We start from the raw sequence: 22,589 nt of genomic DNA, 5'->3' as shown, positions 1-22,589 counted from the left end.
GGGGCTCTCGGCCCGTCCACGCCACCGGTCCATCCAGCCCTACCCCCGGGCCGCGGCCACTATGCGCCTCCGCGCGTAGCGGACAACTCATCCGGACGGGACGCGGGCAGCAACTCGGTCAGCAACTCGCCGAGCACGGCGAGACCGTCCGGGCTGAGCACCGACTCCGCGTGGAACTGCACCCCGGCGAAGCCGCGCCCCCGCAGGGCGTGCACGGCGCCGTCGCCCGGGTCCCGGGCCAGCTCCACCTGCCCGTACGCGGTGGCCAGCCGGTCGGCGTCCGCGCGGGCGGTGAACGTCGAGTAGAACCCGACCCTGCGGGTGCGGCCGAACACCGGCACCTCCCGCTGCAACCCCTGGTAGGGGGCGTCCCGGCGGTGCAGCGTCAGCCCCAGCAGCCCGGCCAGCACCTGATGGCCGAGACAGACGGCGAGGGTGGGACGGCCGGTGGTCAGCAGCCCGGTCAACAGCTTCCGCAGCGCCAGCATCTTCGGCTCGTCCGGGCTGCCCGGGTCACCCGGCCCGGGACCGGCGACCACCAGGTCGTAGTCGTCGACCGGGCCGCTCGCGTGCCAGGCGCGGGTGGTCACCGCGAGACCCAACGCGCTCAGTTGGTGGGCCAGCATTCCGGTGAAGGTGTCCTCGGCGTCCACGATCAACACCCGGCGGCCGACCAGCCCGGGCAGTCCGGGCGCGTCCGGTGACCGCTGGTCCAGCCAGAACCGGGCCAGCGGTGCGTTGCGGGCGGCCAGCGCGTCGCGTACCGCCGGGTCGTCGGCCAGCCGCGCGACCGGCCCGCGGTCGCCGACGGACGCCGCCGGCCCGAGGCCGAGCGCGGCCAGCACCCCGGCGGCCTTGGCGTGCGTCTCGGCCACCTCGCCGGCCGCCGTCGAATGCCGGACCAGGGTCGCGCCGACCGGCACCCGCAGTCGGCCGGCGGGGGAGATCTCGGCGGTCCGGATCAGGATCGGGGCGTCGAGCGTCTGCCGGCCGGCCTCGTCGTGGCCGAGCAGCGCCAGCACGCCCCCGTAGTAGCCCCGGCCCCGGCGTTCGTGCCGGGCGATCACCCGGCAGGCGTTCTCGATCGGGCTGCCGGTGACGGTGGGGGCGAACATCGTCTCGCGCAGCACCTCCCGCACGTCGCGGGTGCCCCGCCCGGCGAGCAGGTACTCGGTGTGCGCGAGGTGGGACATCTCCTTCAGGTACGGTCCGATCACCTGCCCACCGTGCTCGGCGACGGTGGCCATCATCTTCAGCTCCTCGTCGAGCACCATGTACAGCTCCTCGGTCTCCTTCGGGTCGGCGAGGAAACGCAGCAGGGCCGACCGGTCCGCGACGCCACCGGGGCAGCGGAAGGTGCCGCTGATCGGGTTCATCATCACCAGTCCGTCGTCGACGCTGACGTGCCGCTCCGGGCTGGCGCCGACCAGCGTCCGGGTGCCGGTGTGCACCACGAACGTCCAGTACGCGCCTCGTTCGGCGATCAGCAGCCGGCGCAGTGCGGCCAGCGCGGCCCCCAGCGGCGGGCCCTGCACCGTGGCGTGCAGGGCGCGGTGGATGACGAAGTTCGCGCCCTCACCGCGGCCGATCTCCTCGGACAGCACCCGCTGCACGGTCCGCGCGTACTCCTCGTCGCTGACGTCGAAGCCGGCGTCGGTGGTGCGCACCGGTTCGTCGGGCAGCGCGGCGAGGGCGTCGGTCAGCGTGATCCGTTGGTGCTCGCGGACCTGGAGGAACTCCAACGGGGCGGCGTCGTCGACGCAGGCGAAGCCGCGTTCGGTGATCTGCCGGTACGGCACCAGGGCCAGCGTCCGCGCCCCGGGCGGGCCCGCCGGCAGCGGGAGGTCGGCGAGCACTTCGACTGTGTCGACCGGGCCGGTGAACAGGTCCAGTTCGTCAGCGCCCTCGCGGCGCAGCAGCGCGAAGGGGCCGGGGTCGACGCCGCGCGCGACGGCGGCGAGCAGGTCGGTCAGGTGGGTCATCGGAGTCTCCGTCGGGCTGGGTGCCGCCGTCGGGCGGCCCCTCGGCCGGGAGATCCGGCGACCGCCTCGATGGCGGCCGCGTGGATGGAGCTACGCGCGGGAGATGGCCGCCGGGTCGGCGGGCCACCAACTGGTCAACTGCGCGAGCATGTGATCCACCCTACGCGCCCGTCGGCCGGCTGGCACGGGGTAACTTGACCGGCGATGAACATTCTCGCGCTCGACCTGGGCACCTCCTCGGTACGCGGGCTGGTGCTGGACGCGGACACCCAGCCGCTGCCCGGCGCACTGGCCCGCCGCAAGGTCGACCTCGCCATCGGCGACGACGGCACCGGCACGCTGTCCGGTCCTGACTATCTGGCGAGCCTGGTCGAGTGCCTGGACGAGCTGGCCGACTCGGGGCACCTGCACGACGTCGGCCTGGTGGCGGTCTCCGCCCAGTGGCACTCGGTGCTCCCGCTGGACCGCGACGGCGCCCCCTTGGGCCCGGTGGTCACCTGGCTGGACACCCGGCCCGCCCCGGTCGGGCGCACCGCCGGACCGACCGACCCGGACGGCTTCCACCAGCGCACCGGCTGCTGGTGGCACCGTTCGTACTGGTCGATGCGGTTGCCCTGGTTGCGGGAGCAGTCCGGCACCCCGATCGCCCGGTTCGTGGGTCTGCCGGAGTACGTGCTGGGCAAGCTGCTCGACACGGCGCCGATGTCGATCTCCCAGGCCTCCGGGACCGGTCTGCTGGACCTACGCACCCTGCGTTGGGACGAGGAGGCGCTGACCCTGGCCGAGGCGCGGCCGGCGGAGCTGCCGCCGCTGGGCGAGCTGGACTGGCACGGCCGGCTCCGGGCCGACCTGGCCCGTCGGTGGCCGCAGTTGGCGCAGGCCCGGTGGTCGCCGCCGGTGGGCGACGGTGGGGCGTCGAACGTCGGCTCGGGCTGCGTCGACCCGAGCCGGGCCGCCGTCACAGTGGGCACCTCCGCGGCCGTACGGCTGATGCAGCGGATCCCGGCGGGCGAGCCGTTGCCGCGCCTGCCCGAACGGTTGTGGCGGTACCGGGTCGACCACGACCACGTGGTGACCGGGGCCGCGTACGCCAACGGGGGCAATCTCTTCGCCTGGGCGGATCGGGAGCTGCGGTTGCCTCGGGGTGCCGAGCTGGACGCGGCGCTGGCGTTGGTGCCGACGGGCGGTGGCCGGCCGGCGGATCCCCGTTTCGGTGGCGATCGGGCGCCCGGGCTGGCGCCGGCGGGCAGCGGTGAGCTGCGCGGTCTGAGCTTCAGCACCACCTCGGTCGACATCCTGGCCGGGCTGATGCAGGGGTTGTGTGAGCTGGTCGCCGAGGATCTCGGGGTGCTGGAGTCCACCATCGACAAGCCGGTCGGCGTGGTGCTGGGCGGCGGTGCGGTGGCGGCCTCGGTGTGGTGGCGGCAGGCCTTCGCGACCGCGCTCGCACCGCGACCGGTGTCGCATCAACGCAACCCGGAGATCGGCGCCACCGGTGCCGCGTTGGTGGCGCTGGGGCGCTTCGGTGAGGCGATCGAGCTCGCCGACATCGGCCGGACGGACGAGCTGGTTTTACCGACCACGGCAGGAGGTTCCCACCCGCAGTATCCTTCCTGAACCTTGGCCTCGCCCGGGCCGTTGACAGCGGTACCGAGCCTGGTTGGATGGACTGCGCTCCCCCGACCGCGGTGGACGCGGTAGGACGGAGGAGGCAGGGTGGCGGCAGGTCCCGACCCGGCGAACGGCGCGGTGTCGAACCATCGCCGACGACGCTTCGATGTCCGAGTCGTTCCGCATCGACGGCGGTCACCGTTCCGGCTGCGCGACTGGCGGATGAGCACGAAGCTCGCCACAGTGCTGTTGGTGCCGTCGATGGCGTTCCTTCTGCTCGCCGGGGTGCAGACCAGCACCCTGGTGGGGCGGACGACGGCGTTGAACGACTTCTCCAGTCAGGTTGGCATCGGCCGGCAGATCACCGCGGCGGTGCACCAGCTCCAGCAGGAGCGTGACCGCTCGGCGGGGGAGCTGGGCGAGCTGCGTAAGGGTGGTGACCGGCAGGCCGCCGCGAACGACCTGAAGCCGTTGCAGGCGGCCACCGACAAGGCCATCGTGGACCTCAGCCGGGCCGCCGAGCCGTTGACTGACGCTGACGCGTCCTGGCGGGTGGCCTTCTCCGAGGCGCTGGAGGCGTACGACCAGGTGGTCGACATCCGCTCGGCGATCCCGCCGGCGGTGCTCAGCACCGAGACCATCCTGGGCAACTACCACCGGGCCGTCGGGGCGTTGCTCGACCTGCTCGCCGAACCGACGCCGGGGCAGAACCAGCCGGCGTTGAACGACGCGGTGCTGCGCTACGTCCAGTTGGCCCGGGTCAAGGAGCTCTCCTCCCGGGTGCGGGCCCAGCTCTACGCCGCAGCCCGCGCCGGTGCGTACGGCACCGAGGACCGGGTGGTCCTCGCCGACCTGCGCGGTCAGCAGCTCACCGCGCTCGGCGCGTTCCGGGTGGCCGCGACCAGTGAGCAGATCCGCCGCTACGACGAGACCTCGGTGTCGCCGATGTTCCTGGTCGCCACCGGGTTGGAGGAGCGCAGCCTGTCCTCCGGCGGCGCGTCGCCGCAGGTGCTGCCGTCGGAGCAGTGGTGGTCGGCCAGCCAGCAGCGTCAGGAGCTGCTGCGTCAGCTTGAGGCGGGTGTGCTCGACGACGCTGTCCGGCAGGCCGAGGAGGCCAGCGACGATCAGCTGCGGACGACCCTGCTGGTCGTCGGCGGGGTGGTCACGGTCCTGCTGGCCGCACTGCTGATCTCGTTGCTCATCGGGCGGTCGGTCGCCCGGTCGATGCGGATGCTGCGCAGCCAGGCGCTGCGGATCGCCCAGGTCGAGTTGCCGGACGCCCTGGACCGACTGAAGACCGTCACCGGTGGGGTGCCGCGCATCGATGTCGCGCCGGCGGTGGTCCGCTCACTCGACGAGATCGGCGAGCTGGCCGAGGCGTTCGTGGCGGTGCACCGCAGCGCGGTCACCGTCGCCGTCGAGCAGGCGCTGATGCGGCGCAACGTCAACGCGATGTTCGTCAACCTGGCCCGCCGTAGCCAGGTGCTGGTGGAGCGTCAGCTTGAGCTGCTGGACGACCTGGAGCGCGAGGAGAGCGACCCGGACCAGTTGGAGAACCTGTTCAAGCTCGATCACCTGGCCGCCCGGATGCGCCGTAACGACGAGAGCCTGCTGGTGCTCGCCGGCACCGACTCCACCCGCCGGTGGAACCGGCCGGTCGGGCTCGGTGCGGTGCTGCTGGCCGCCGCCGCGGAGATCGAGCAGTACCAGCGGGTCCGGATCGAGTCGGTGGCCGATGTGCACCTGGTCGGGCACGCTGTTGGCGAGTTGGTGCACCTGCTGGCCGAGCTGCTGGAGAACGCCACCGCCTTCTCCCGCCCGGACACCGTCGTGGTGGTGACCGCCCGAGTCGAGGCGGGGGGTGCGTTGATCGAGATCGTCGACCGGGGTCTGGGTATGAGCCCGACCGCGTTGGTGCAGGCGAACGAGGTGCTGGCCAGCCCTCCGGCCGCGGACGTCGCGGCGGTGGAGCGGATGGGGCTCTTCGTGGTCAGTCACCTCGCGGCCCGGTTGGGCGTCCGCGTGCGACTGGAGGGCGGCGAGGACGGCCTGGTCGCCCGGCTCGCCCTGCCCGCCGTGTTGCTGGCGCCGCCGGGCAGTGTGGAGCTGGATGCGCCCCCGTCGGCGCGGATGTTGGCGGCGAGCGCGGCGCGAGGGATGGTTCCGCAGTCCGGGGCAGCCCGGCCGGTCCCTGCCCCGATGCTGAACGGCTCGGTGCGGGACCTGCCGGTGGCCGGCCGCCCGCCGGGCGTCGGCGTGCCGCGTCAGGGCCGCCCGGTGCCGGTACGCGCCGAGGACGTGTTGACCCCCGCCGCTGCTCGCGGTGCCGGCGGGGGCTGGTATTCGCGGCAGGGCCCGACCGCGCCGGTGGTGCCCGCCGCGGCGGCGCCACCGACGATCCCGGTGACCGCCGGCACCAATGAGCGGGGATTGCCGGTGCGGGTGCCGATGGCGCAGTTGAGCGCTGTCACCCGTTCGGCACAACCGATGACGGCACCGACCCGCACCGACCCGGACCCGGAGGCGGTCGGCGGCATGCTCTCGCGGCTCTACAGCGGAGTACGGCGCGCCGAGGCTGAGGACACCACCGAGATACCCGTGCCACCGTCCGGGGGGCACGACGAAGGGGGACGACGACAGTGACGACGTTGAGCCAGGAGGCGCGTGACCTGAGCTGGCTGGTGAGCGCGTTCGCGGAGCGGGTGCCGGGTGTGGCGCACGCGGTGGTGGTCTCCTCTGACGGGCTGCTGGTGGCGATCTCCGATCACCTGCCGCGTGACAACGCGGACAAGCTCGCCGCGGTGACCTCGGGGCTGATGAGCATCACCGCGGGCGCGGCCTCGATGTTCGACGGCGATGTCGTCAAGCAGACGGTGGTCGAGATGGGCCGTGGCTACTTCCTGGTGATGCAGATCCGCGACGGTTCGATTCTGGCCACGCTGGCCGCCGGTGACGCGGACATCGGCGTGGTGGGCTACGAGATGGCCCGGCTGGCCAAGCAGGCGGGGGAGATGCTCACCCCGGCCCTGCGGGCGGAGTTGCAGCAGGCGCTGCCCCGCTGAGTGAGCCGGCCGGGGCCCGGACGGTCACGGCTCACCCGAGCCGAGCCGTCCGGGCCCGGCCATCCGGGTGGCGGCGCGGTCAGAAGCCGCCGTCGGCGATGACGGAGCGGTACCAGGTGGCGGAGTTCTTGAGCACTCGACGCTGGGTGGCGTAGTCCACGTAGACCAGGCCCCAGCGCTGGTCGTAGCCCTGGTCCCACTCGAAGTTGTCTAGCAGTGACCAGACGTGGAAGCTCTCCAGCGGCACTCCGTCGGCGATGGCCCGGTGCGCCGCGGTGAGGTGGTCGCGCAGGAACCTGATCCGCCCGGTGTCCTGGACGGTGTCGTCCGCGCCCAGGGTGTCCGGTGTGGGCAGCCCGTTCTCGGTGATGGTGAGCGGGATGGGCCCGTATTCGCGGGTGATCCGGGTCAGCAGGTCGTACATCCCCTCGGGGTAGATCTGCTGCCATTCGGCCTCGGAGGTCGCCCAGCGGTGCGCGGTGCCGCCGTCGCCGGTGACGTAGATCGGGGTGTAGTACTGCACGGCCAGCAGGTCGACCGGCGCGGAGATGGTCTCCAGGTCGCCGTCGCGGATGCCCTGGACCATCCGGCTCTGCGGGCCCAGGTCGGCCAGCAGGTCTTCGGGGTAGCTGCCCTTGAGCAGCGAGTCGAGGTAGAGCCGGTTCTCGTAGGCGTCGTAGAGGTGGGCGGCCGCGGCGGCCTGCGGGGAGTCGTCGGCGGGGTAGCAGGGGTGCAGGTTGAGCGCGGGGCCGATGCGGCTGTCGCTGCCGGTGGCCCGCAGCGCGGCGACGGCGTACCCGTGGGCGAGTTGCAGGTGGTGGGCGACCAGGTAGGCGGCGTCCGGGTCCTGCCGCCCGGGGGCGTGGTGGCCGGTGAGGTAGCCGTTCTGCACAACGGTCTTGGGCTCGTTGATGGTGAGCCAGACCGGCACCCGGTCGCCGAGGGCGCGGAAGACCACGTCGGCGTAGTCGGCGAAGCGGTGGGCGGTGTCGCGTGACTCCCAGCCGCCGGCGTCCTGGAGCGCCTGCGGGAGGTCCCAGTGGAACAGGGTGGCCATCGGGGTGATTCCGCGCTCGTGCAGGCCGTCGAGGAGGCGGCGGTAGAAGTCGAGGCCGCGTTGGTTGGGCGTGCCGGTGCCGTCGGGCTGGATCCGGGGCCAGGAGATGGAGAAGCGGTAGCTGCGCAACCCGAGGTCGCGCATGAGGTCGAGGTCCTCGGCGTAGCGGTGGTAGTGGTCGATGGCCACGTCTCCGGTGTCGCCGTTTCGGGTGCGACCTGGGACGCGGCTGAAGGTGTCCCAGACCGATTCGCCGCGCCCGTCCTCCTTGGCGGCGCCCTCGATCTGGTAGGCGGAGGTGGCCGCGCCCCAGCCGAAGTTGTCCGGGAAGCGCAGCGGGCCGGCGGGCCCGGTAGGTATCGACATGGATTCTCCTCATGGATACGGGGCCACCGCCGAAAGATTCGGGAGCGCTCCCATGATAGGGCAGACGCTGCCTGCCGGTCAGCCGGCCGTCAGGACGGCCGGCGCTGGCGGGTGGGAGGCGGGTGGTTGGCCCCGAGCAGCGAACGAGGCCGTCCGGGCGGCGCGGCGCGCCTGTCCCGTCGGCCTCTTTTCCTATCGTGTACGGGGGTTTAGTGTGGGGACGGGGGAGGGCAACCCCCGTCCCCACCGTAACTGCACACACACGGGCGAGATTTGGGTCCTGCCGTGCGTGTCGCGCGGGAGCCGGGCCACGCGAGTGGCTCTGGTTCCACCTCCCTCCCTGTGGTGGGACGATGGCTGACGACGGCGTCCGGGCTGGCCCGTCGTCGGCCCTCGGTCTGGTTCCCTGGGCCCGTCAGAAACGACCCCAGCGATCTTCTTGTTGGAACCTTGTCGATGGAAGCGCTCCCATCGACCGATGTTGCGACTGTAACGCCCGTCACGCCTTTGTGAAAGACCCAAAACGAGATCGAAACAAGGAGCTGATCCGGCGCTCCGTGCGCTTGTTGTGGGAGCGCTTCCATGGCACACTGTCGATTCGACGCGACAGGAGCCAGATCGCGTGAGTGCGGGTCCACCGAGGGCAACCGGCAGCACCAGCTCCGGTCACGGTCACCCGAGCGCAGCCGGCGGGACCCCCTCCCGTGCGGGCCGCACGCCCTACCCCGGCCGGGCCCGGGCACGACCACCTTCCCGGCGCCTCGACATCCCCGCGGACCACCACCACCCTCGCGGGCAGGCGCCTCGCCGGGGACCATCCCGGCCTGGTCCGAGGAGACACCGCGCACATGAGACAACTGGCAATACGCCGGCGCGTGGCGCTCGCCGCCGCCGCGCTGCTCGCCATCGGCGGGGTGACCCTGCCTGCCGGCGCCGCACAGGCCGCACCCGCCTGTGACGTGGTCTACGCGACCAACGACTGGAACACCGGCTTCACCGCGAACGTCACCATCAAGAACCTGGGTGACCCGGTGAGCAACTGGACGCTCAAGTGGACCTTCCCGACCAGCGGTCAGCGGGTCACCCAGGGCTGGTCGGCCAGATTCAGCCAGACCGGCAGCGAGGTCACCGCGACCAACGAGTCGTACAACGGCAACCTTGCCACCGGGGCCTCCACCACCATCGGCTTCAACGGCGCCCACTCGGGCAGCAACCCGAAGCCCACCTCGTTCACCCTCAACGGCACCCCCTGCAACGGCACCCCGGCCAACCAGCCGCCGACGGTCTCCCTCGGCCTGCCGACCGGGCCGTTCACCGCGCCGGCCGACGTGCCGCTGACGGCCACCGCCAGCGACCCGGACGGGACGATCAGCAAGGTCGAGTTCTACCGCAACGGCCTGCTGATCAACACCGACACCTCCGCTCCGTACGCGTACACCCAGGAGGACCTGCCGGCCGGCAGCTACACCGTCCAGGCCAAGGCGTACGACAACGCCAACGGCATCGGGGTCGACGAGAAGGCGTTCACCGTCGGGGCCGCCAGCGGTCCGACACTTGTCGCCACCCCGTCCGCTGTGAGCGTCGCCGAGGGTGGCAGCGCCACCTTCAACCTGAAGCTCAGCGCCGCCCCGACGGCCAACGTGCCGGTCACCCTCACCCGCAGCGGTGACACCGACGTCACGGTCTCGCCGGCCACCGCCACGCTGACCCCGAGCAACTGGAACACCGGGGTCACCGTCACCGTCGCCGCGGCGGAGGACGCCGACACCGTCGGTGGCGCCGCCACCATCACCGCCTCCGCCACCGGTCTCGCTTCCCTGGCGGTCAGCGCCACCGAGATCGACAACGACACCCCCGGCGGCGACAACGCCTACACCGCCAAGTTCCTCGAGCAGTACGGCAAGATCAAGAACTCGGGCTACTTCAGCCCCGAGGGCGTGCCGTACCACTCGGTGGAGACGCTGATCGTCGAGGCGCCCGACCACGGCCACGAGACCACCTCGGAGGCGTTCAGCTTCTGGCTCTGGCTGGAGGCCTACTACGGCAAGGTCACCCAGAACTGGGCCCCGTTCAACAACGCCTGGACGGTGATGGAGAAGTACATCATCCCCACGCACGCCGACCAGCCGACCGCCGGCTCCGCGGGCACCCCGCAGTACGCCGCGGAGTACAACCTGCCCAGCCAGTACCCGTCGGCGCTGAACCCGAACATCTCGGTCGGCCAGGACCCGCTCCGCTCGGAGTTGCAGTCCACCTACGGCACCGGCGACATCTACGGCATGCACTGGCTGATGGACGTCGACAACACCTACGGCTTCGGCCACTGCGGTGACGGCACCACCAAGCCGGCCTACATCAACACCTTCCAGCGGGGCACCCAGGAGTCGGTGTGGGAGACCGTCCCGCAGCCCTCCTGCGACACCTTCAAGCACGGCGGTCAGTACGGCTACCTCGACCTGTTCGTCAAGGACACCGGCGCCCCCGCCAAGCAGTGGAAGTACACGAACGCCCCGGACGCCGACGCCCGCGCCGTGCAGGCCGCGTACTGGGCGCTGACCTGGTCCAAGGCGCAGAACAAGCAGGCCGACGTCGCCGCCACCATCACCAAGGCCGCCAAGATGGGCGACTACCTGCGGTACGCGATGTTCGACAAGTACTTCAAGAAGATCGGCAACTGCGTCGGGGCCAGCACCTGCCCCGCCGGCAGCGGCAAGGACTCGGCGCACTACCTGCTGTCCTGGTACTACGCCTGGGGCGGCGCGTACGACGCCAGCCAGAACTGGTCCTGGCGGATCGGCTCCAGCCACAACCACTTCGGCTACCAGAACCCGTTCGCGGCCTGGGCGCTGACCAACACCCCGGAGCTCAAGCCGCAGTCGTCGACAGCTGTCGCCGACTGGACCAAGAGCTTCGAGCGGCAGCTGGAGTTCTACACCTGGTTGCAGTCCGCCGAGGGCGGCATCGCCGGTGGCGCCACCAACAGCTGGGACGGTAGCTACGCCCAGCCGCCGGCCGGCACCAGCACCTTCTACGGCATGTTCTACGACGTCGACCCGGTCTACAACGACCCGCCGTCGAACCAGTGGTTCGGCATGCAGGCCTGGTCGATGCAGCGCATCGCCGAGCTGTACCAGCAGACCGGCAACGCGAAGGCCAAGGCGCTGCTGGACAAGTGGGTTCCCTGGGCGATCGCCAACACCACCCTCGGCACCAACTGGTCGATCCCGTCGGACATGGCGTGGACCGGTCAGCCGACCACCTGGAACCCGTCCAACCCGCAGCCCAACACCGGCCTGCACGTCGAGGTCATCAGCAAGGGTCAGGACGTCGGCGTCACCGCCGCCTACGCCCGGATCCTGATCGCGTACGCGGCCAAGTCGGGCAACGTGGCGGCGAAGGACACCGCCAAGGGGCTGCTCGACGCGCTGTCGGCCGCCAGCGACGCCAAGGGTGTCTCCACCACCGAGAAGCGTGGCGACTACCGGCGCTTCGACGACGTCTACAACGCGTCCACCGGGCAGGGCCTCTACGTCCCGTCGGGTTGGACCGGGAAGATGCCGAACGGTGACACCATCGCCGCCGGCAAGAGCTTCCTCGACATCCGGTCCTTCTACAAGAACGACCCGGACTGGCCCAAGGTGCAGGCGTACCTCAACGGTGGTGCGGAGCCCGAGTTCAACTACCACCGGTTCTGGGCGCAGGCTGACGTCGCCATGGCGTACGCCGACTACGGCAGCATGTTCCCGAACGGCTGAGACGACCCGGGGTGGGTGGCGTGGACCGCCCACCCCGGGATCCGGCCCGGGTCCGGGGAACGACGGACCCGGGCTGGCGGGACGGCCTGACACCCACGGTCAGGCCGGGGTGGGCCGGCCATCTGGCCGACGCAGCGGATCGGCTGGCCCACCCCACCGCCCGGACTGGAGCCAGCCGCGAAAAAGCCCAGAAATTCGGGCCGTCGCGGGATCACACCGAGGTCCGTGACGGAGTAACGTACGTCACCGGAGAGGCCGCTCCCCCCGTGGCGGCCTCTCCACTTTTTTGCCCCGAGTCCGGCCGCCTCCCCGCCCCGAGTCGGGCCGCGCGGGGCCGGTCTCAGCGAGGCGGCGCGACCGGGTGACGCAGCCCCGGGTGCCCGGCCGGCAGCGAGCGCCGCAGCACCACCCAGCTCAGCGCCAGCGCCGCGGCGACCAGCGGCCAGGTCAGCGCCACCCGGGCCACCACCAGCGCGAGCACCTGCCCACCCAGGTAGAGCGGCACGAACACGGCCAGCCGCAGCAGGTAGGTCGCCGTCCACACCCAACTGGCCCGGCCGTAGCCGCGCAGCAGCACCGGGTCGCGCCGCCAACCGGCCCGCTGGCCCAGCACCGCGCCAACCAGCACACCGAGCAGTGGCCACCGCACCACGATGCTGACCGTCCACGCCAGAGCGCTCGCGGCGTTCGACAGCACCTGGATCAGGAAGAAGTTCTCGGCCCGGCCGGTACGTACCGCGATCAACGCCGCGACGCAGACGGCCAGCAGTCCGATCAGCACCGAGCGCGGCCGGTCACCCCGGCGCAGCCGTACGCCGGTCACCACCGCACCCGCGGCCAGCGCCGCACCGACGCCGCCCCACAGCGACTCGCCACCGAGCAGCCAGCCCGCCGCGAACGCCAGCGGCGGCACTGTGGCATCGATGGCGCCGCGTCGCCCGCCCAGCAGATCCGTCAGCGACTCGGCCCGCGCCGGCCCACCCGGACCGGTGCCGACGCCGGCCCGCACCGGCCCTCCCGACCCCGGGTTGTCGCCTTCACGCTGCTCCGCGCCGGGTTCGGCCGGGCCGCTGTCGCGCTCCGGTGTTCCGCTCACGACCGCCTCCTCGCCTCCGGCACAACCTAACCGGCGATTGGCGGCGGGCCACCGGTCGGAGCGCCGACACCTGCCGCTACGGTGTGCGGATGCGCGCGACGGCACGGGGTTGGACCGCGGTCTGGTTGGTCGTACTGGCCCTCGTCCAGGCGGCCGCCTTCCTCGCCGTGTGGCGGGTGGCCGTGCACCTTGAGATCGGTCAGTGGGTGGACACAGTCGCCCTCACCGGCAACCGGATCGGGCAGGACACCATCGAGGGTCCGGTCGACCGGATCCTCAACGCGATGTCGGTGGTCTCGCTGCTGGCCGCCACCGCGACGATCGGGTTCATCGCGCTGATCCGGGGGCGGATCGCCCTGGCGATCACCGCGACCCTGCTGATCGCCGGAGCGAACGTCACGACCCAGCTGCTCAAGTACGGGCTGAGCCGGCCCGACTTCGGTGTCGACCCGGAACGCGCCGCGGTGGGCAACAGCCTTCCGAGCGGGCACGCCACGGTGGCCGCCTCGGTGGCGGTCGCCCTGATGCTCGTGCTGCCGCGCAAGGTGCGGGCCGCCGGTGCCTTCATCGGCGCCGCCTACGCCGCCGTCGCCGGGGTCGCCACCCTCTCCGCCGGCTGGCACCGACCCAGCGACGCCGTCGCCGCGTACCTCGTGGTCGGCGTGTGGGCGGCGTTGGCCGGGTTGCTGCTGCTGGTCACCCAGCGGGAGCAGGCCGAGATCGCCCACGGCGACGCGCACCGGATCGCGGCGCTGGTGCTCGGGCTCGGCGGTGTACTCGCCCTGGTGGCCTGCGGGATCTCCCTGTCCTGGCTGCTCGACCTGCGCGACACCGGGCCGGAGGAGCTGGCCCGCCGTCCCCTGTTCGTCGGGTACGCGGGCAGCGCCGCCGGGATCGCCGGCACGATGGCGGTGGTGATGGCGTTGGCGCTCACCGTCGTGCACCGGCTGGTGCCCCGGGTCAAGGGCTGAGCCAGCCCGGCTCAGCCGCCTCGCGTGGGGACGGCCGGGGTCAGCTCGCTGCGCGGGGTGCGGGGACGTGCGGGGCGACACCGCGCAGGTGTGTCAGCACCACCGGGTCGATCCGCCCCGGCACCAGCCGCTCCTCCAGGTTCTCCAAACCGGCCCAGGAGATCAACGCCGCTTCGGTGCCGTCCTCGTGCACCGGATGGCCCAGCGCGCCGAGCAACGCCGCCACCTCGGCGGCGACCGCGCCGCTCAGGTCGAGCAGGGTGGCCGGGTCGGGCCGGCCGAACAGCATGGTGTGCACAGCGAGCAGGCGACCCAGCTCGGCGACCGGGTCGGGGTGGTCGTCCACGCGCAGGTCCACCACCACGTCGCTGGTGCCGCCGTACCCGCCGCCGCGCTCGACCACGAGCAGGCCGGCGCTCTGCCGGCCACGCCGGTCGCCACCGGCCTCGTCGCCGGCCCGCAGCGCGGCGACCAGCCGCTCGGCGAAGGGCAGCGCCGTTCCCGCCAGCCAGGCCGCCCCGAGGGCGTCGACGACCTCCGGGCCGGTGAGCACGTTGCCCTGCGCGGCCCAGCCGTCGCCGGTCCGCCCGCCGGCCCACTGGTGGCAGGCCGGCCCGGTCCAGCTGGCGCCCGCGCCGGTTGCCCCCACGACGCCGAGCTGACGGTGCTCCCGCTCGGGGTCGGCGGCGACCAGCCCGGCCACCACGTCGGCGGCGGCCACCCCGGTGCGCAACAGGGTGAGGCCCTGCGGTCGGTAGGCGAGATTGACGTGCGCCTGGGTGGCCAGCGCGCCCACCTCGGCGGCGGCGGCCGGCACCAGCGCCCCGGCGGCGAGGAACTTGCTGGCGACGGCCACGCCGTGCAGGCGGCCGTCGGCGGAGCGGGCAACGAGCGAGAAGGTCACCGGCCGAGAGTAACCGTCCACGCCGACGCGACATCGACGTGCGAGGCTCAGAACGGCGGCGTGGCGGCCTCCGGCGGGGCGCCGTGGGCCCGACGGGCGTCGGCCACCGCGACCCCGCCCAGCACCAGCACCGCGGCCGCTGTCGCGATCACGCCGGGCAGGTGCAGCAGCGGCACCGACGACGCCACCAGCACCGTGAGGGCGACCCACCGGGACGGGGAGACCCGCCCGAACACCTCGTACTCCAGGCGGGCCCGGCCGGCCAGGAACAGGGCCGGCCCACCGAGCACCATGGCCAGCCACGGTCCCGCGATCCGCTCCAACGGATGATCGATGATCAGCTCGTACCCGATCGCCGTGGCAGCGAGACCGATCACCATCACCAGGTGGGTGTCGGCCGCCGACCGGCCGATGGTGGCGGGGTGGCGGGCCTTCATCACCGCCTCGCCCAGGATCCGCCCGGCCCGCTGCACGTAGATGCGCCACAGCATGATCGAGGTGGCCAACGCCAGCGCGAACGCCCAGGCGTGACCCTTCTCGTAGGGCCCCCGGCTGTACGAGAAACCCGCCACCAGGATCGTCTCGCCCAGCGCGACGAGGAAGAACTGCTGGTACCGCTCGGCCAGATGTTCCCCGGCGATCTCCCACTTGGAGATCGTCGAACGACCCAGGCCGGGCACCGGCCAGCCACAGCGGGCAGCCAGGTACTCGGTGAGCAGCGCCGCCGACCAGAGCAGCACCTGAGCGTTGGTGGACATCATCGCGCCGCTGATCCAGAGCACGCCGCTGACGGCGAAGATCACCGCCATGCGCACCTTCAACCGGCGGTACGGGTGCGGCCCGAGCACGATCGACAGGATCACCGGCCGGGTCACCTGCGCGACGACGTACGCCACAGCGAACATCAGCGCGGTCTCGCTGAACGCCCGGGGGATGGCCACCCCCATCACCATGCTGCACACCAGCGCGGTGAGCACCACGGTCTGCAACGGCGCCCGGTACGGGTCGTACCGGCTGGTCGTCCACGCGGTGCCCTGCCAGACAGCCCAGAGCGCCAGCAGCAACAGCAGTGTCTTGCCGCCGCCGGTGATCGTCGCCCAGCCGTGCTCCCGGCCCGGGTCCTGGGTCAGGTCCTCGAACGCGCGCGCCGAGATCCGGGTCAGCGCGAAGACGAACACCAGATCGAAGAAGAGTTCCAGGAACGTCGCCCGGCCGGGCGCGGCCGCCGCCGGGACCGGTTCCAGGTGTCCCGCTGCCCTGGAACCCATGGTCAGCGGCCTGCGCCGTCGGTCCGGTCCACCACGAAGTCGTAGCACCCGGTGCTGGGGCGCACTGGCGGAAACCGGCGATTCTGCCCAACCCAGGGATCTTGCTCGGGCCCGCGTCAACGGGCACGATCGACCGGTGACGAATCGATGGGGCATGACGGTGCCGCTGAGCGGGATCGCGCTGGCGCAGCACGACGCGGCCTACGCGGCCCTCGACCGAGCCGGGTTCACCGACGTCTGGTCGTCAGAGGTCGCCGGGACCGACGCGTTCACCCCACTGGCGCTGGCCGCGGCCTGGCAGCCCGGCCTGCGGCTCGGCACCGCGATCACACCGGTCTTCACCCGGGGCCCCGGGTTGCTGGCGATGAGCGCGGCGACGCTGGCCGAAGCCGCGCCGGGTCGGTTCTCGCTCGGCATCGGCGCGTCCTCACCCGTGCTGGTACGGGACTGGAACGCGGTGCCGTTCGACGAGCCGTTCCGCCGCACCCGCGACGTGCTGCGTTTCCTGCGCGCCGCGCTGGCCGGCGAGACAGTCGACGAGGTCTACGACACGTTCGCCGTCCGCCGGTTCACGCTGGAACGACCGCCGGCGGTGCCGCCGGCGATCCTGCTCGCCGCGCTGCGCCCGGGGATGCTCCGGCTGGCCGGTGCGGAAGCCGACGGGGTCATCCTCAACTGGCTCAGCGCCGACGACGTGCCGCGCGCCCTCGCCGAGCTGGGCGAGCGCCGGGCCGGCTTCGAGGTCGCCGCCCGGATCTTCGTCTGCCCCACCGAGGACGCCGCGTACGCCCGGGCGCTGGGCCGTCGGCTCATCACCAGCTACCTCACCGTCGGAGCGTACGCCGAGTTCCACCGCTGGCTCGGCCGTGACGAGGCGCTCGCGCCCATGTGGGCGGCCTGGGCCGCCGGTGACCGGCGTGGCGCCAACGCGGCGGTGCCCGACGACGTGGTCGACGCGTTGGTGCTGCACGGCTCCGCGGAGCGGTGCCGCGCCGAGGTGCGCCGCTACGCCGACAACGGGGTGGACGTGCCGATCGTCGCGCTGCTACCCACCCCCGAGGTCACCGCCGGCGGCGCGGCAGCGCTGCTCAGCCTCATCGCCCGGTTGGGCACCAACGTCGTGGAGGCGTCCGCGTGAACCTCACCGACCGGATCGTGGTGGTCACCGGCGGGGCCGGCGGCATCGGCGCGGCGCTGTCGCGCCGGTTCGCCGCCGAGGGGGCCGCCGCCGTGGTGGTCGCCGACCTGGACGCCGACGCGGCCCGCGCGGTGGCCGAGGGCATCGGCCCGGTCGCGCACGCCCGCGCCCTCGACGTCACCGACGAGGAGCAGGTCCGCGCGCTGGTCGCCGACACCGAGCAGCGGTACGGCCGGATCGACCTGTTCTGCGCCAACGCCGGGGTGACCACCGGCGGGGGAGTGGAGGTCGACGACGCCGGCTGGGACCGCTCCTGGCGGGTCAACGTGCTGGCCCACGTCTACTCCGCGCGCGCGGTGCTGCCCGGAATGCTCGCCCGCGGCGGCGGGCACCTGCTGCACACCTGCTCCGCGGCCGGTGTGCTGACAGCGGTGGGCGACGCCGCGTACACGACGACGAAACACGCTTCGGTGGGGTTCGCGGAGTGGCTGGCCATCACCTACCGGGACCGGGGCATCCGGGTCAGCGCGCTGTGCCCGCAGGGGGTGGACACCCCGATGCTCGCCGACGGGCTCGCCGAGGGTCACCTCGGCGCCCGGGTGGTCGCCGCGTCCGGTGCGGTGCTCACCCCGGACCAGGTCGCCGACGCGACCATCGCCGGGCTGGCCGAGGAGAGGTTCCTGATCCTGCCGCACCCCGAGGTGGCCGACTACGCGCGCCGCCGGGCCGAGGACCCGGACGGGTGGCAGGCCGGCATGCGCAAACTCATCCGCCGGCTGACCGCCTGACCCGCTACCGCATCGGAACGCGCCCCACGGCCAGGAGATGAGCGCTGGAACCGATCAGCGCCGGCTCGCTGCTGTAGAGCCTGGCCAGGTCCAACGCCGCGGCGAAGACCGCGTCCCGCGCCGGCCCGTCCGCCGCCGCCTCCGCCGCCGTCCATGCCGGACCCTCCACCCCGTGTACGACGACATCGGTCAGCCCCGCCGCCGCGCACTCGTCGGTGATCTCCTCGATCCGGTGGAAGTAGGCGTGGGTGAACCCGATCCGCGGATCGTTGACACCGTCGCTCAGCAGCGCCCTGGCCTCGTCGAGCAGCCGTTCGTCGAGTCGTCCGGTGGCCGCGAAGTCCAACGGGCCGGCGAAGCGGGAGATGACGGCGGCCACGACGAGACCGCCGGGGCGGGTCACCCGGACCGCCTCGCGGAGCGCCTGGAGCCGATCGGCGCTGCGTACCAGGTGATAGAGCGGGCCCAGCAGCAGCGCGGCGTCGTATACGTCGTCGGCGTCGGGAAGCGCACGCGCGTCGGCCACCTGTGCCTCGACCGGAGGGTGCCCATCGCGGGCCTGCGCGACGTGGCTGGGCACCAGATCGACGAGGCGGACCTGGTAGCCGGCGGAGACGAGGGCCCGTGCGTACTCGCCGGTGCCCCCACCGATGTCCAGCACCCGGGCACCAGGGCCGGGTAGGAGATCCCGCAGGAGCTGCGTCGTGCGGATCCACTCCAGTCGCGCCTGTGGGCGGGCGGTGAGCCGCTGGTCTTCGCGGTAGCGCTGCGTGTAGTAGTCGACGATGTCGCTCGAATGCTGATCCACGCTCTGATGGTCAACGGTGTGCGGCGCACGGGCCACCTGATTTCACGCGCCGAGCTGGCCGGTCACTACCGCTGGCGGGTGGCGGTCATAGTGCGGGCTCATCAACGCTCCACAGTGGTCGGCAGTTGGTCTTCGAGTAGTTCACAGGATGAAGGACGCGGGGATCCCCCAGCGGCGGGACCGCACTCCCCTGCGCGGGGGAGGAGCCGACCGTCGGTGTTTCCGCCGTGCGCCTGCTCATCGGGGGGAGCGGCGTGCGCGGCGCAGCGGAGTGGGGTGCACCGACCAGAGCAGACGGCGCCACCAGGGGCGGGCCGAGCGCAGGGTGGCCACGTAGGCGGTGGCCACCTCGGCGGCCCTAGCCGCCTGCTCGGGAGTAGCGGCGGCGGGGGCGAAGCCCACCTGATTGAGCAGGGCCGCCAACTCGTCGACCGCCGGGCCGGATGCGTCTGCCCCCGCTGTGCCGACGGTGGGTGCGACGGTGACCGGCTCGGCGGGCTCATCGGGCGCGCTGCCTCCGGTTCGGCCGAGGCGGGCGTCGGCGAGGGTCCGGCGGGCGTGCCCGGCGATCTCGGTGGCGGCCAGGTCGTCACCGACCGGTCTGCCGGCCAGCCGGAGCGCGTCGGTGACCTCCCGCCAGGCGCCGGCGATGCGCTGACCGGGGTCGCCCCGCACGAGCCGGCTGCGGGTGAGGGAACGGCGCATCGCCAACAGGGTGAGCAGGAGTGCCCCCACCACCAGCAGCAGACCGCCGCTGCCGCCGGCGACCAGCACCGGCGTGGAGACCCCGTCCGGGCCGGGCGGGGCGTCGGCGGCGTCCGCCGGCTCCGGTGAGGCGCTCGGCTCCGCTGTCGGCGCTGGCGCCTCCGACGGCGGAGGGTCCTCCGGCGTCGGGCGGAAATCCTCCTCCACCGGTCTCGGCTCGTCATCGGGGCGGGGCAGCGGGTCGAACGCCACCCACCCCAGCCCGTCGAAGAGCACCTCCGGCCAGGCGTACGCGTCACCGGCCAGCACCGGCCCCTGCCCGCTGGTCCGAAAGCCCACCACCACCCGCGTGGGCAGCCCGGAGAGCCGACCGAGGACCGCGAAGGACGCCGCGAACTGCTCCGAGGTGCCCTCCTGGCCGCCGCCGTTGCGGGGCCCGAACAGGAAGAACCCCAGATTCGGGTACGCGTGCCCGCTCGGGGCGTCCGCCACCACCCGGTAGTGCTCGGCCAGGAACTGCTCGATCGCCAATGCCCGCGCGAACGGCGCGCCGTTCTCCTCAGCGAGTTGGGTGGCCAGCCGGCGCATCGGGTCGGGCACCCCGTCGGCGACCCGCAGCACCCGGGCCACCTCGTCGCCGGCGGGCACGTTCGCGCTGGCCAACAGGTTCGCGTCCGGCCGTTCCTCGGCGGAGGTCACCGAGTACCGCAGCCCCGGCGTCAGCCCTTCCGGCCGGATCAGCGTTCCGCTCGCCGGGTCGTACGCCACCCGCGCCCCACTGACCTCCCTGGGCGTCGCCACCGCGGGCAGCAGCCGACCGCTCAACTCGGCCACGCTGATCTGCTGCCGGACCGTCTGCACAGTGCTGTCGCGGGCCGCGGTCGCGGCCGGCAGGATCCGTCCGGCGTTGCGGTACGTCGCGCCGACCCGCCAGGTCACCCCGTCGTAGTCGCTGAGCACCGCCAACCGGATCCGCACACTGCGCGCGGTGTCCGCCGTCGGGTCGGCCTCCGGCGGGGCGTCGGCGGGCGGCGCGTCGGGGCGTTCGGTGCTCACGTCGAGGAGCTTCTGCTCCGGGTGCAGCGCCCAGCCGGAGATCCGGATCAACGGGTTCTCGTCGAGCGTCTGCACCTGCGGCGGCTCCACGTACCGGCGCGGGTCCACCGGCCGCCCGTCGACCTGCTCCGCGACGACCGGGCCGAGCAAGGCCACCAGCCCGACCACCACCGCCACCCCGAGCGCCGCGCTGGTGGCCAGGCGCAGTCGCACCGCCGCCCGTACCCGGGGGGCCAGTTCGGCGCTCGGATCGCCACCGTCGGGCGCGGTCCGGGTGGGAGTCGCCAGGCCGAGGGCCGCGACAGCGACGAACACCACCGTCGACCCCAGCGCCGGTTCGGCGTTCGGGCCGACCACATAGAGGGCGGCGGCGTAGAGCCCTGCCGCCGGCAGGTAACCCAGCAGCACCCGACCGGTGCGCAGCGCCACCTCCGCGCCGGTCAGCCCGGCCAGCCAGGCGGCGACGACAGGCACCAGCACGGTGTCCGGGGTGGGTTCCACCGGGATCATCGCGGTGAGCAACCGGGGGATGCCGTTGCGGGCGGCGTCCGCGGTGACCTCCAACAGGCCACCTGGCAACTGCGCGCGGGTCGCGGCCAGCCGCAGCGACCACAGTGTCCAGCCAGCCATCGCGGCCACCGACACCGGCGCCACCAGCCAGGACGGCAGCCGCCGGGCCGCCACGCTGACCAGCACCGAACCCGCCGCCGCGCCGACGACCAGCCAGGTCAGCAGGCCACCGGCGTACACCCGGCCGAGCACGACCCCGGCGAGCGCCGTCAGCCCGATCAGCGCCAGCGGCAGGACCGCCGCCCGCAGCACCCGCACGGCGACCGTCACCACCGGCGTACCCCGTCCCACTCGGCGGCGAACTGCGCGCCGTCGGCCGCGTCGACGATCACCAGGCCGGCGGTGCCCGGCGGCGTCGGCTCCGCCGCGCCGAACACCCCGACCACCACCGACGGGTACGCCCCGCGCAGCGCCCCCACGTGCCCCAGCTCGGCCCGGCCACCCGGCCCGGTCAGGAAGATCAGGGTGTCGCCGAGCCGGTCCTGCCGCAGCCGGGTGGTGGCCGCCCGCACCGCGTCGCCGTCGGCGGACAGGTCGGCGGCGGCGAGCCGGTCCAGCGGCCCGAGCGTGCCGTCGGCGTCACCGTCGGGCGTCGTCACCTCCGCCGGTTCCGCGGCGGCCAACAGCAACAGCACCGGCAGGTCGGCGCGGTGCGCCGCGGTGACGACCGACGCCGCCGCCTCGCAGGCCGACTCGAACGACTCCGCCACCCCGCCGACCCGCTGCGGGTGCGCGGCGGCACGGTTGTCCAACAGCACGACCAGGCGCGGCAGGCTGGTGTCCACGTTCTCCCGCACCATCAGCTCACCCACCCTGGCGCTGGTGCGCCAGTGCACCCGGCGCAGCTCGTCGCCAACCACGTACTCCCGTAGCGAGTCGAACGTGATCGACCCGTGCGGAACCCCGTCCACCCGGCCGTCGAGGCTGCGCCCCGAGCCTCGGGGCACCGCCGTCAGCGGATGGATCCGGGGGTGCACCCAGACCGGCACCGCCGCGCCGTACGGGCGGGCCAACGCCACCAACCCCAGCGGGTCGCGTCGGGTCACCCGCAGCGGACCGACCGGCACCACCCCACGACGGTCGGTCGGCACGTCGTAGCGGACGTCGGTGTCCCGGCCGGGGCGCAGGCGCAGCACCGGCACCGGCACTGTCCGCTCACCGCACCGGTCCTCGGCCAGCAGGTTCGCCGAGCGCAGCCGCCCGGTGTTGCGCACTGTCAACGTCATGCTCGCCGGCTCGCCGCGCGCCACCCGGTCCGGGTCCGCGCGTCGGGTCACCGTCAGCCGGGGCCGCCAGGCCGCGACCAACGCCGCGTAGCCGACGGCCGCGCCGGCCGCCGCGCCGAGCAGCGTCAACTCGGGGTACGCGAACCGGAAACCCACCCCCAGCAGCGCCACGGCGGCGACGAGCAGCCCGACCCCGCGGGCGGTGATCCCCATCGCGCTGCTGCCG

Annotated in this window: 15 protein-coding genes; 7 read left to right on the top strand and 8 right to left on the bottom strand. The window is 73.1% G+C overall.

Annotation, left to right across the window (positions count from 1 at the left end; all coding sequences use genetic code 11):
- Positions 1 to 59: 59 nt before the first annotated feature.
- On the bottom strand, positions 60 to 1,982 hold the full coding sequence (locus MED01_RS33930; protein ID WP_238672569.1) for an anthranilate synthase family protein: 1,923 nt from the start codon (positions 1,980 to 1,982) through the stop codon (positions 60 to 62).
- A gap of 204 nt (positions 1,983 to 2,186) precedes the next feature.
- On the opposite strand from MED01_RS33930, the gene MED01_RS33925 reads away from it, so the two are divergent.
- The 3 genes from MED01_RS33925 (at position 2,187) to MED01_RS33915 (ending at position 6,655) form a co-directional block, all read left to right on the top strand.
- On the top strand, positions 2,187 to 3,599 hold the full coding sequence (locus MED01_RS33925; RefSeq protein WP_238672568.1) for an FGGY family carbohydrate kinase: 1,413 nt from the start codon (positions 2,187 to 2,189) through the stop codon (positions 3,597 to 3,599).
- Positions 3,600 to 3,698: 99 nt separating this feature from the next.
- On the top strand, positions 3,699 to 6,236 hold the full coding sequence (locus tag MED01_RS33920) for a sensor histidine kinase (protein ID WP_238672567.1): 2,538 nt from the start codon (positions 3,699 to 3,701) through the stop codon (positions 6,234 to 6,236).
- A complete protein-coding gene (locus MED01_RS33915) occupies positions 6,233 to 6,655 on the top strand; it encodes a roadblock/LC7 domain-containing protein (RefSeq protein ID WP_088988684.1) in 423 nt (140 codons plus the stop codon). The genes MED01_RS33920 and MED01_RS33915 overlap by 4 nt, the downstream gene beginning before the upstream one ends.
- A 79-nt stretch (positions 6,656 to 6,734) precedes the next feature.
- Here the strand turns inward: MED01_RS33915 and MED01_RS33910 are convergent, their stop codons facing one another.
- Positions 6,735 to 8,078 carry a GH1 family beta-glucosidase gene (locus MED01_RS33910; protein WP_238672566.1) on the bottom strand — a complete coding sequence of 448 codons (1,344 nt, stop codon included), beginning with the start codon at positions 8,076 to 8,078 and terminating at the stop codon, positions 6,735 to 6,737.
- Positions 8,079 to 8,926: 848 nt separating this feature from the next.
- Between MED01_RS33910 and MED01_RS33905 the strand changes: the two genes are divergently transcribed.
- Positions 8,927 to 11,833 (top strand): glycoside hydrolase family 48 protein, encoded by a 2,907-nt coding sequence (locus tag MED01_RS33905; RefSeq protein ID WP_238672565.1) that lies wholly within the window; start codon positions 8,927 to 8,929, stop codon positions 11,831 to 11,833.
- Positions 11,834 to 12,173: 340 nt separating this feature from the next.
- Here the strand turns inward: MED01_RS33905 and MED01_RS33900 are convergent, their stop codons facing one another.
- Positions 12,174 to 12,842, bottom strand: a complete 669-nt coding sequence (locus MED01_RS33900) for a DUF3159 domain-containing protein (RefSeq protein ID WP_238672706.1) — start codon at positions 12,840 to 12,842, stop codon at positions 12,174 to 12,176.
- Positions 12,843 to 13,012: 170 nt separating this feature from the next.
- Here MED01_RS33900 and MED01_RS33895 point away from each other — a divergent pair, with 170 nt between their 5' ends.
- Complete coding sequence (locus MED01_RS33895) at positions 13,013 to 13,900, top strand: phosphatase PAP2 family protein (RefSeq protein ID WP_238672564.1); 888 nt, start codon at positions 13,013 to 13,015, stop codon at positions 13,898 to 13,900.
- A gap of 40 nt (positions 13,901 to 13,940) precedes the next feature.
- Here the strand turns inward: MED01_RS33895 and MED01_RS33890 are convergent, their stop codons facing one another.
- Positions 13,941 to 14,804, bottom strand: a complete 864-nt coding sequence (locus MED01_RS33890; RefSeq protein WP_238672563.1) for a DUF1028 domain-containing protein — start codon at positions 14,802 to 14,804, stop codon at positions 13,941 to 13,943.
- A 47-nt stretch (positions 14,805 to 14,851) separates the two neighbouring features.
- Entirely contained in the window at positions 14,852 to 16,072 is a 1,221-nt protein-coding gene (locus MED01_RS33885; RefSeq protein ID WP_238672562.1) for a low temperature requirement protein A, read from the bottom strand.
- A 154-nt stretch (positions 16,073 to 16,226) separates the two neighbouring features.
- On the opposite strand from MED01_RS33885, the gene MED01_RS33880 reads away from it, so the two are divergent.
- Positions 16,227 to 17,210 carry an LLM class F420-dependent oxidoreductase gene (locus MED01_RS33880; protein WP_238672705.1) on the top strand — a complete coding sequence of 328 codons (984 nt, stop codon included), beginning with the start codon at positions 16,227 to 16,229 and terminating at the stop codon, positions 17,208 to 17,210.
- Positions 17,207 to 17,998, top strand: a complete 792-nt coding sequence (locus tag MED01_RS33875) for an SDR family oxidoreductase (RefSeq protein WP_238672561.1) — start codon at positions 17,207 to 17,209, stop codon at positions 17,996 to 17,998. Before MED01_RS33880 ends, MED01_RS33875 begins: the two co-directional genes overlap by 4 nt.
- A 4-nt stretch (positions 17,999 to 18,002) precedes the next feature.
- Here MED01_RS33875 and MED01_RS33870 read toward each other — a convergent pair whose 3' ends face one another.
- The 3 genes from MED01_RS33870 to MED01_RS33860 all read right to left on the bottom strand — a co-directional run bounded on the left by MED01_RS33870 (position 18,003) and on the right by MED01_RS33860 (position 22,576).
- Entirely contained in the window at positions 18,003 to 18,806 is an 804-nt protein-coding gene (locus MED01_RS33870) for a class I SAM-dependent methyltransferase (RefSeq protein WP_238672560.1), read from the bottom strand.
- Positions 18,807 to 19,043: 237 nt separating this feature from the next.
- A complete protein-coding gene (locus MED01_RS33865; RefSeq protein ID WP_372493787.1) occupies positions 19,044 to 21,407 on the bottom strand; it encodes a transglutaminaseTgpA domain-containing protein in 2,364 nt (787 codons plus the stop codon).
- Positions 21,404 to 22,576 (bottom strand): DUF58 domain-containing protein, encoded by a 1,173-nt coding sequence (locus MED01_RS33860; RefSeq protein WP_238672557.1) that lies wholly within the window; start codon positions 22,574 to 22,576, stop codon positions 21,404 to 21,406. Before MED01_RS33860 ends, MED01_RS33865 begins: the two co-directional genes overlap by 4 nt.
- Between the last annotated feature and the right edge of the window lie 13 nt (positions 22,577 to 22,589).

The sequence above is a fragment of the Micromonospora alfalfae genome (genome assembly GCF_022230925.1).
Taxonomy (GTDB): domain Bacteria; phylum Actinomycetota; class Actinomycetes; order Mycobacteriales; family Micromonosporaceae; genus Micromonospora; species Micromonospora alfalfae.
This window is presented reverse-complemented; position numbering and strand designations above follow the sequence as displayed.

Excerpts from the sequence above, each read along its gene's own strand:
- MED01_RS33930 (WP_238672569.1), bottom strand. The coding sequence starts at position 1,982 with ATGACCCACCTGACCGACCTGCTCGCCGCCGTCGCGCGCGGCGTCGAC.
- MED01_RS33925 (WP_238672568.1), top strand. The coding sequence starts at position 2,187 with ATGAACATTCTCGCGCTCGACCTGGGCACCTCCTCGGTACGCGGGCTG.
- MED01_RS33910 (WP_238672566.1), bottom strand. The coding sequence starts at position 8,078 with ATGTCGATACCTACCGGGCCCGCCGGCCCGCTGCGCTTCCCGGACAAC.
- MED01_RS33905 (WP_238672565.1), top strand. The coding sequence starts at position 8,927 with ATGAGACAACTGGCAATACGCCGGCGCGTGGCGCTCGCCGCCGCCGCG.
- MED01_RS33885 (WP_238672562.1), bottom strand. The coding sequence starts at position 16,072 with ATGGGTTCCAGGGCAGCGGGACACCTGGAACCGGTCCCGGCGGCGGCC.
- MED01_RS33880 (WP_238672705.1), top strand. The coding sequence starts at position 16,227 with ATGACGGTGCCGCTGAGCGGGATCGCGCTGGCGCAGCACGACGCGGCC.
- MED01_RS33860 (WP_238672557.1), bottom strand. The coding sequence starts at position 22,576 with ATGGGGATCACCGCCCGCGGGGTCGGGCTGCTCGTCGCCGCCGTGGCG.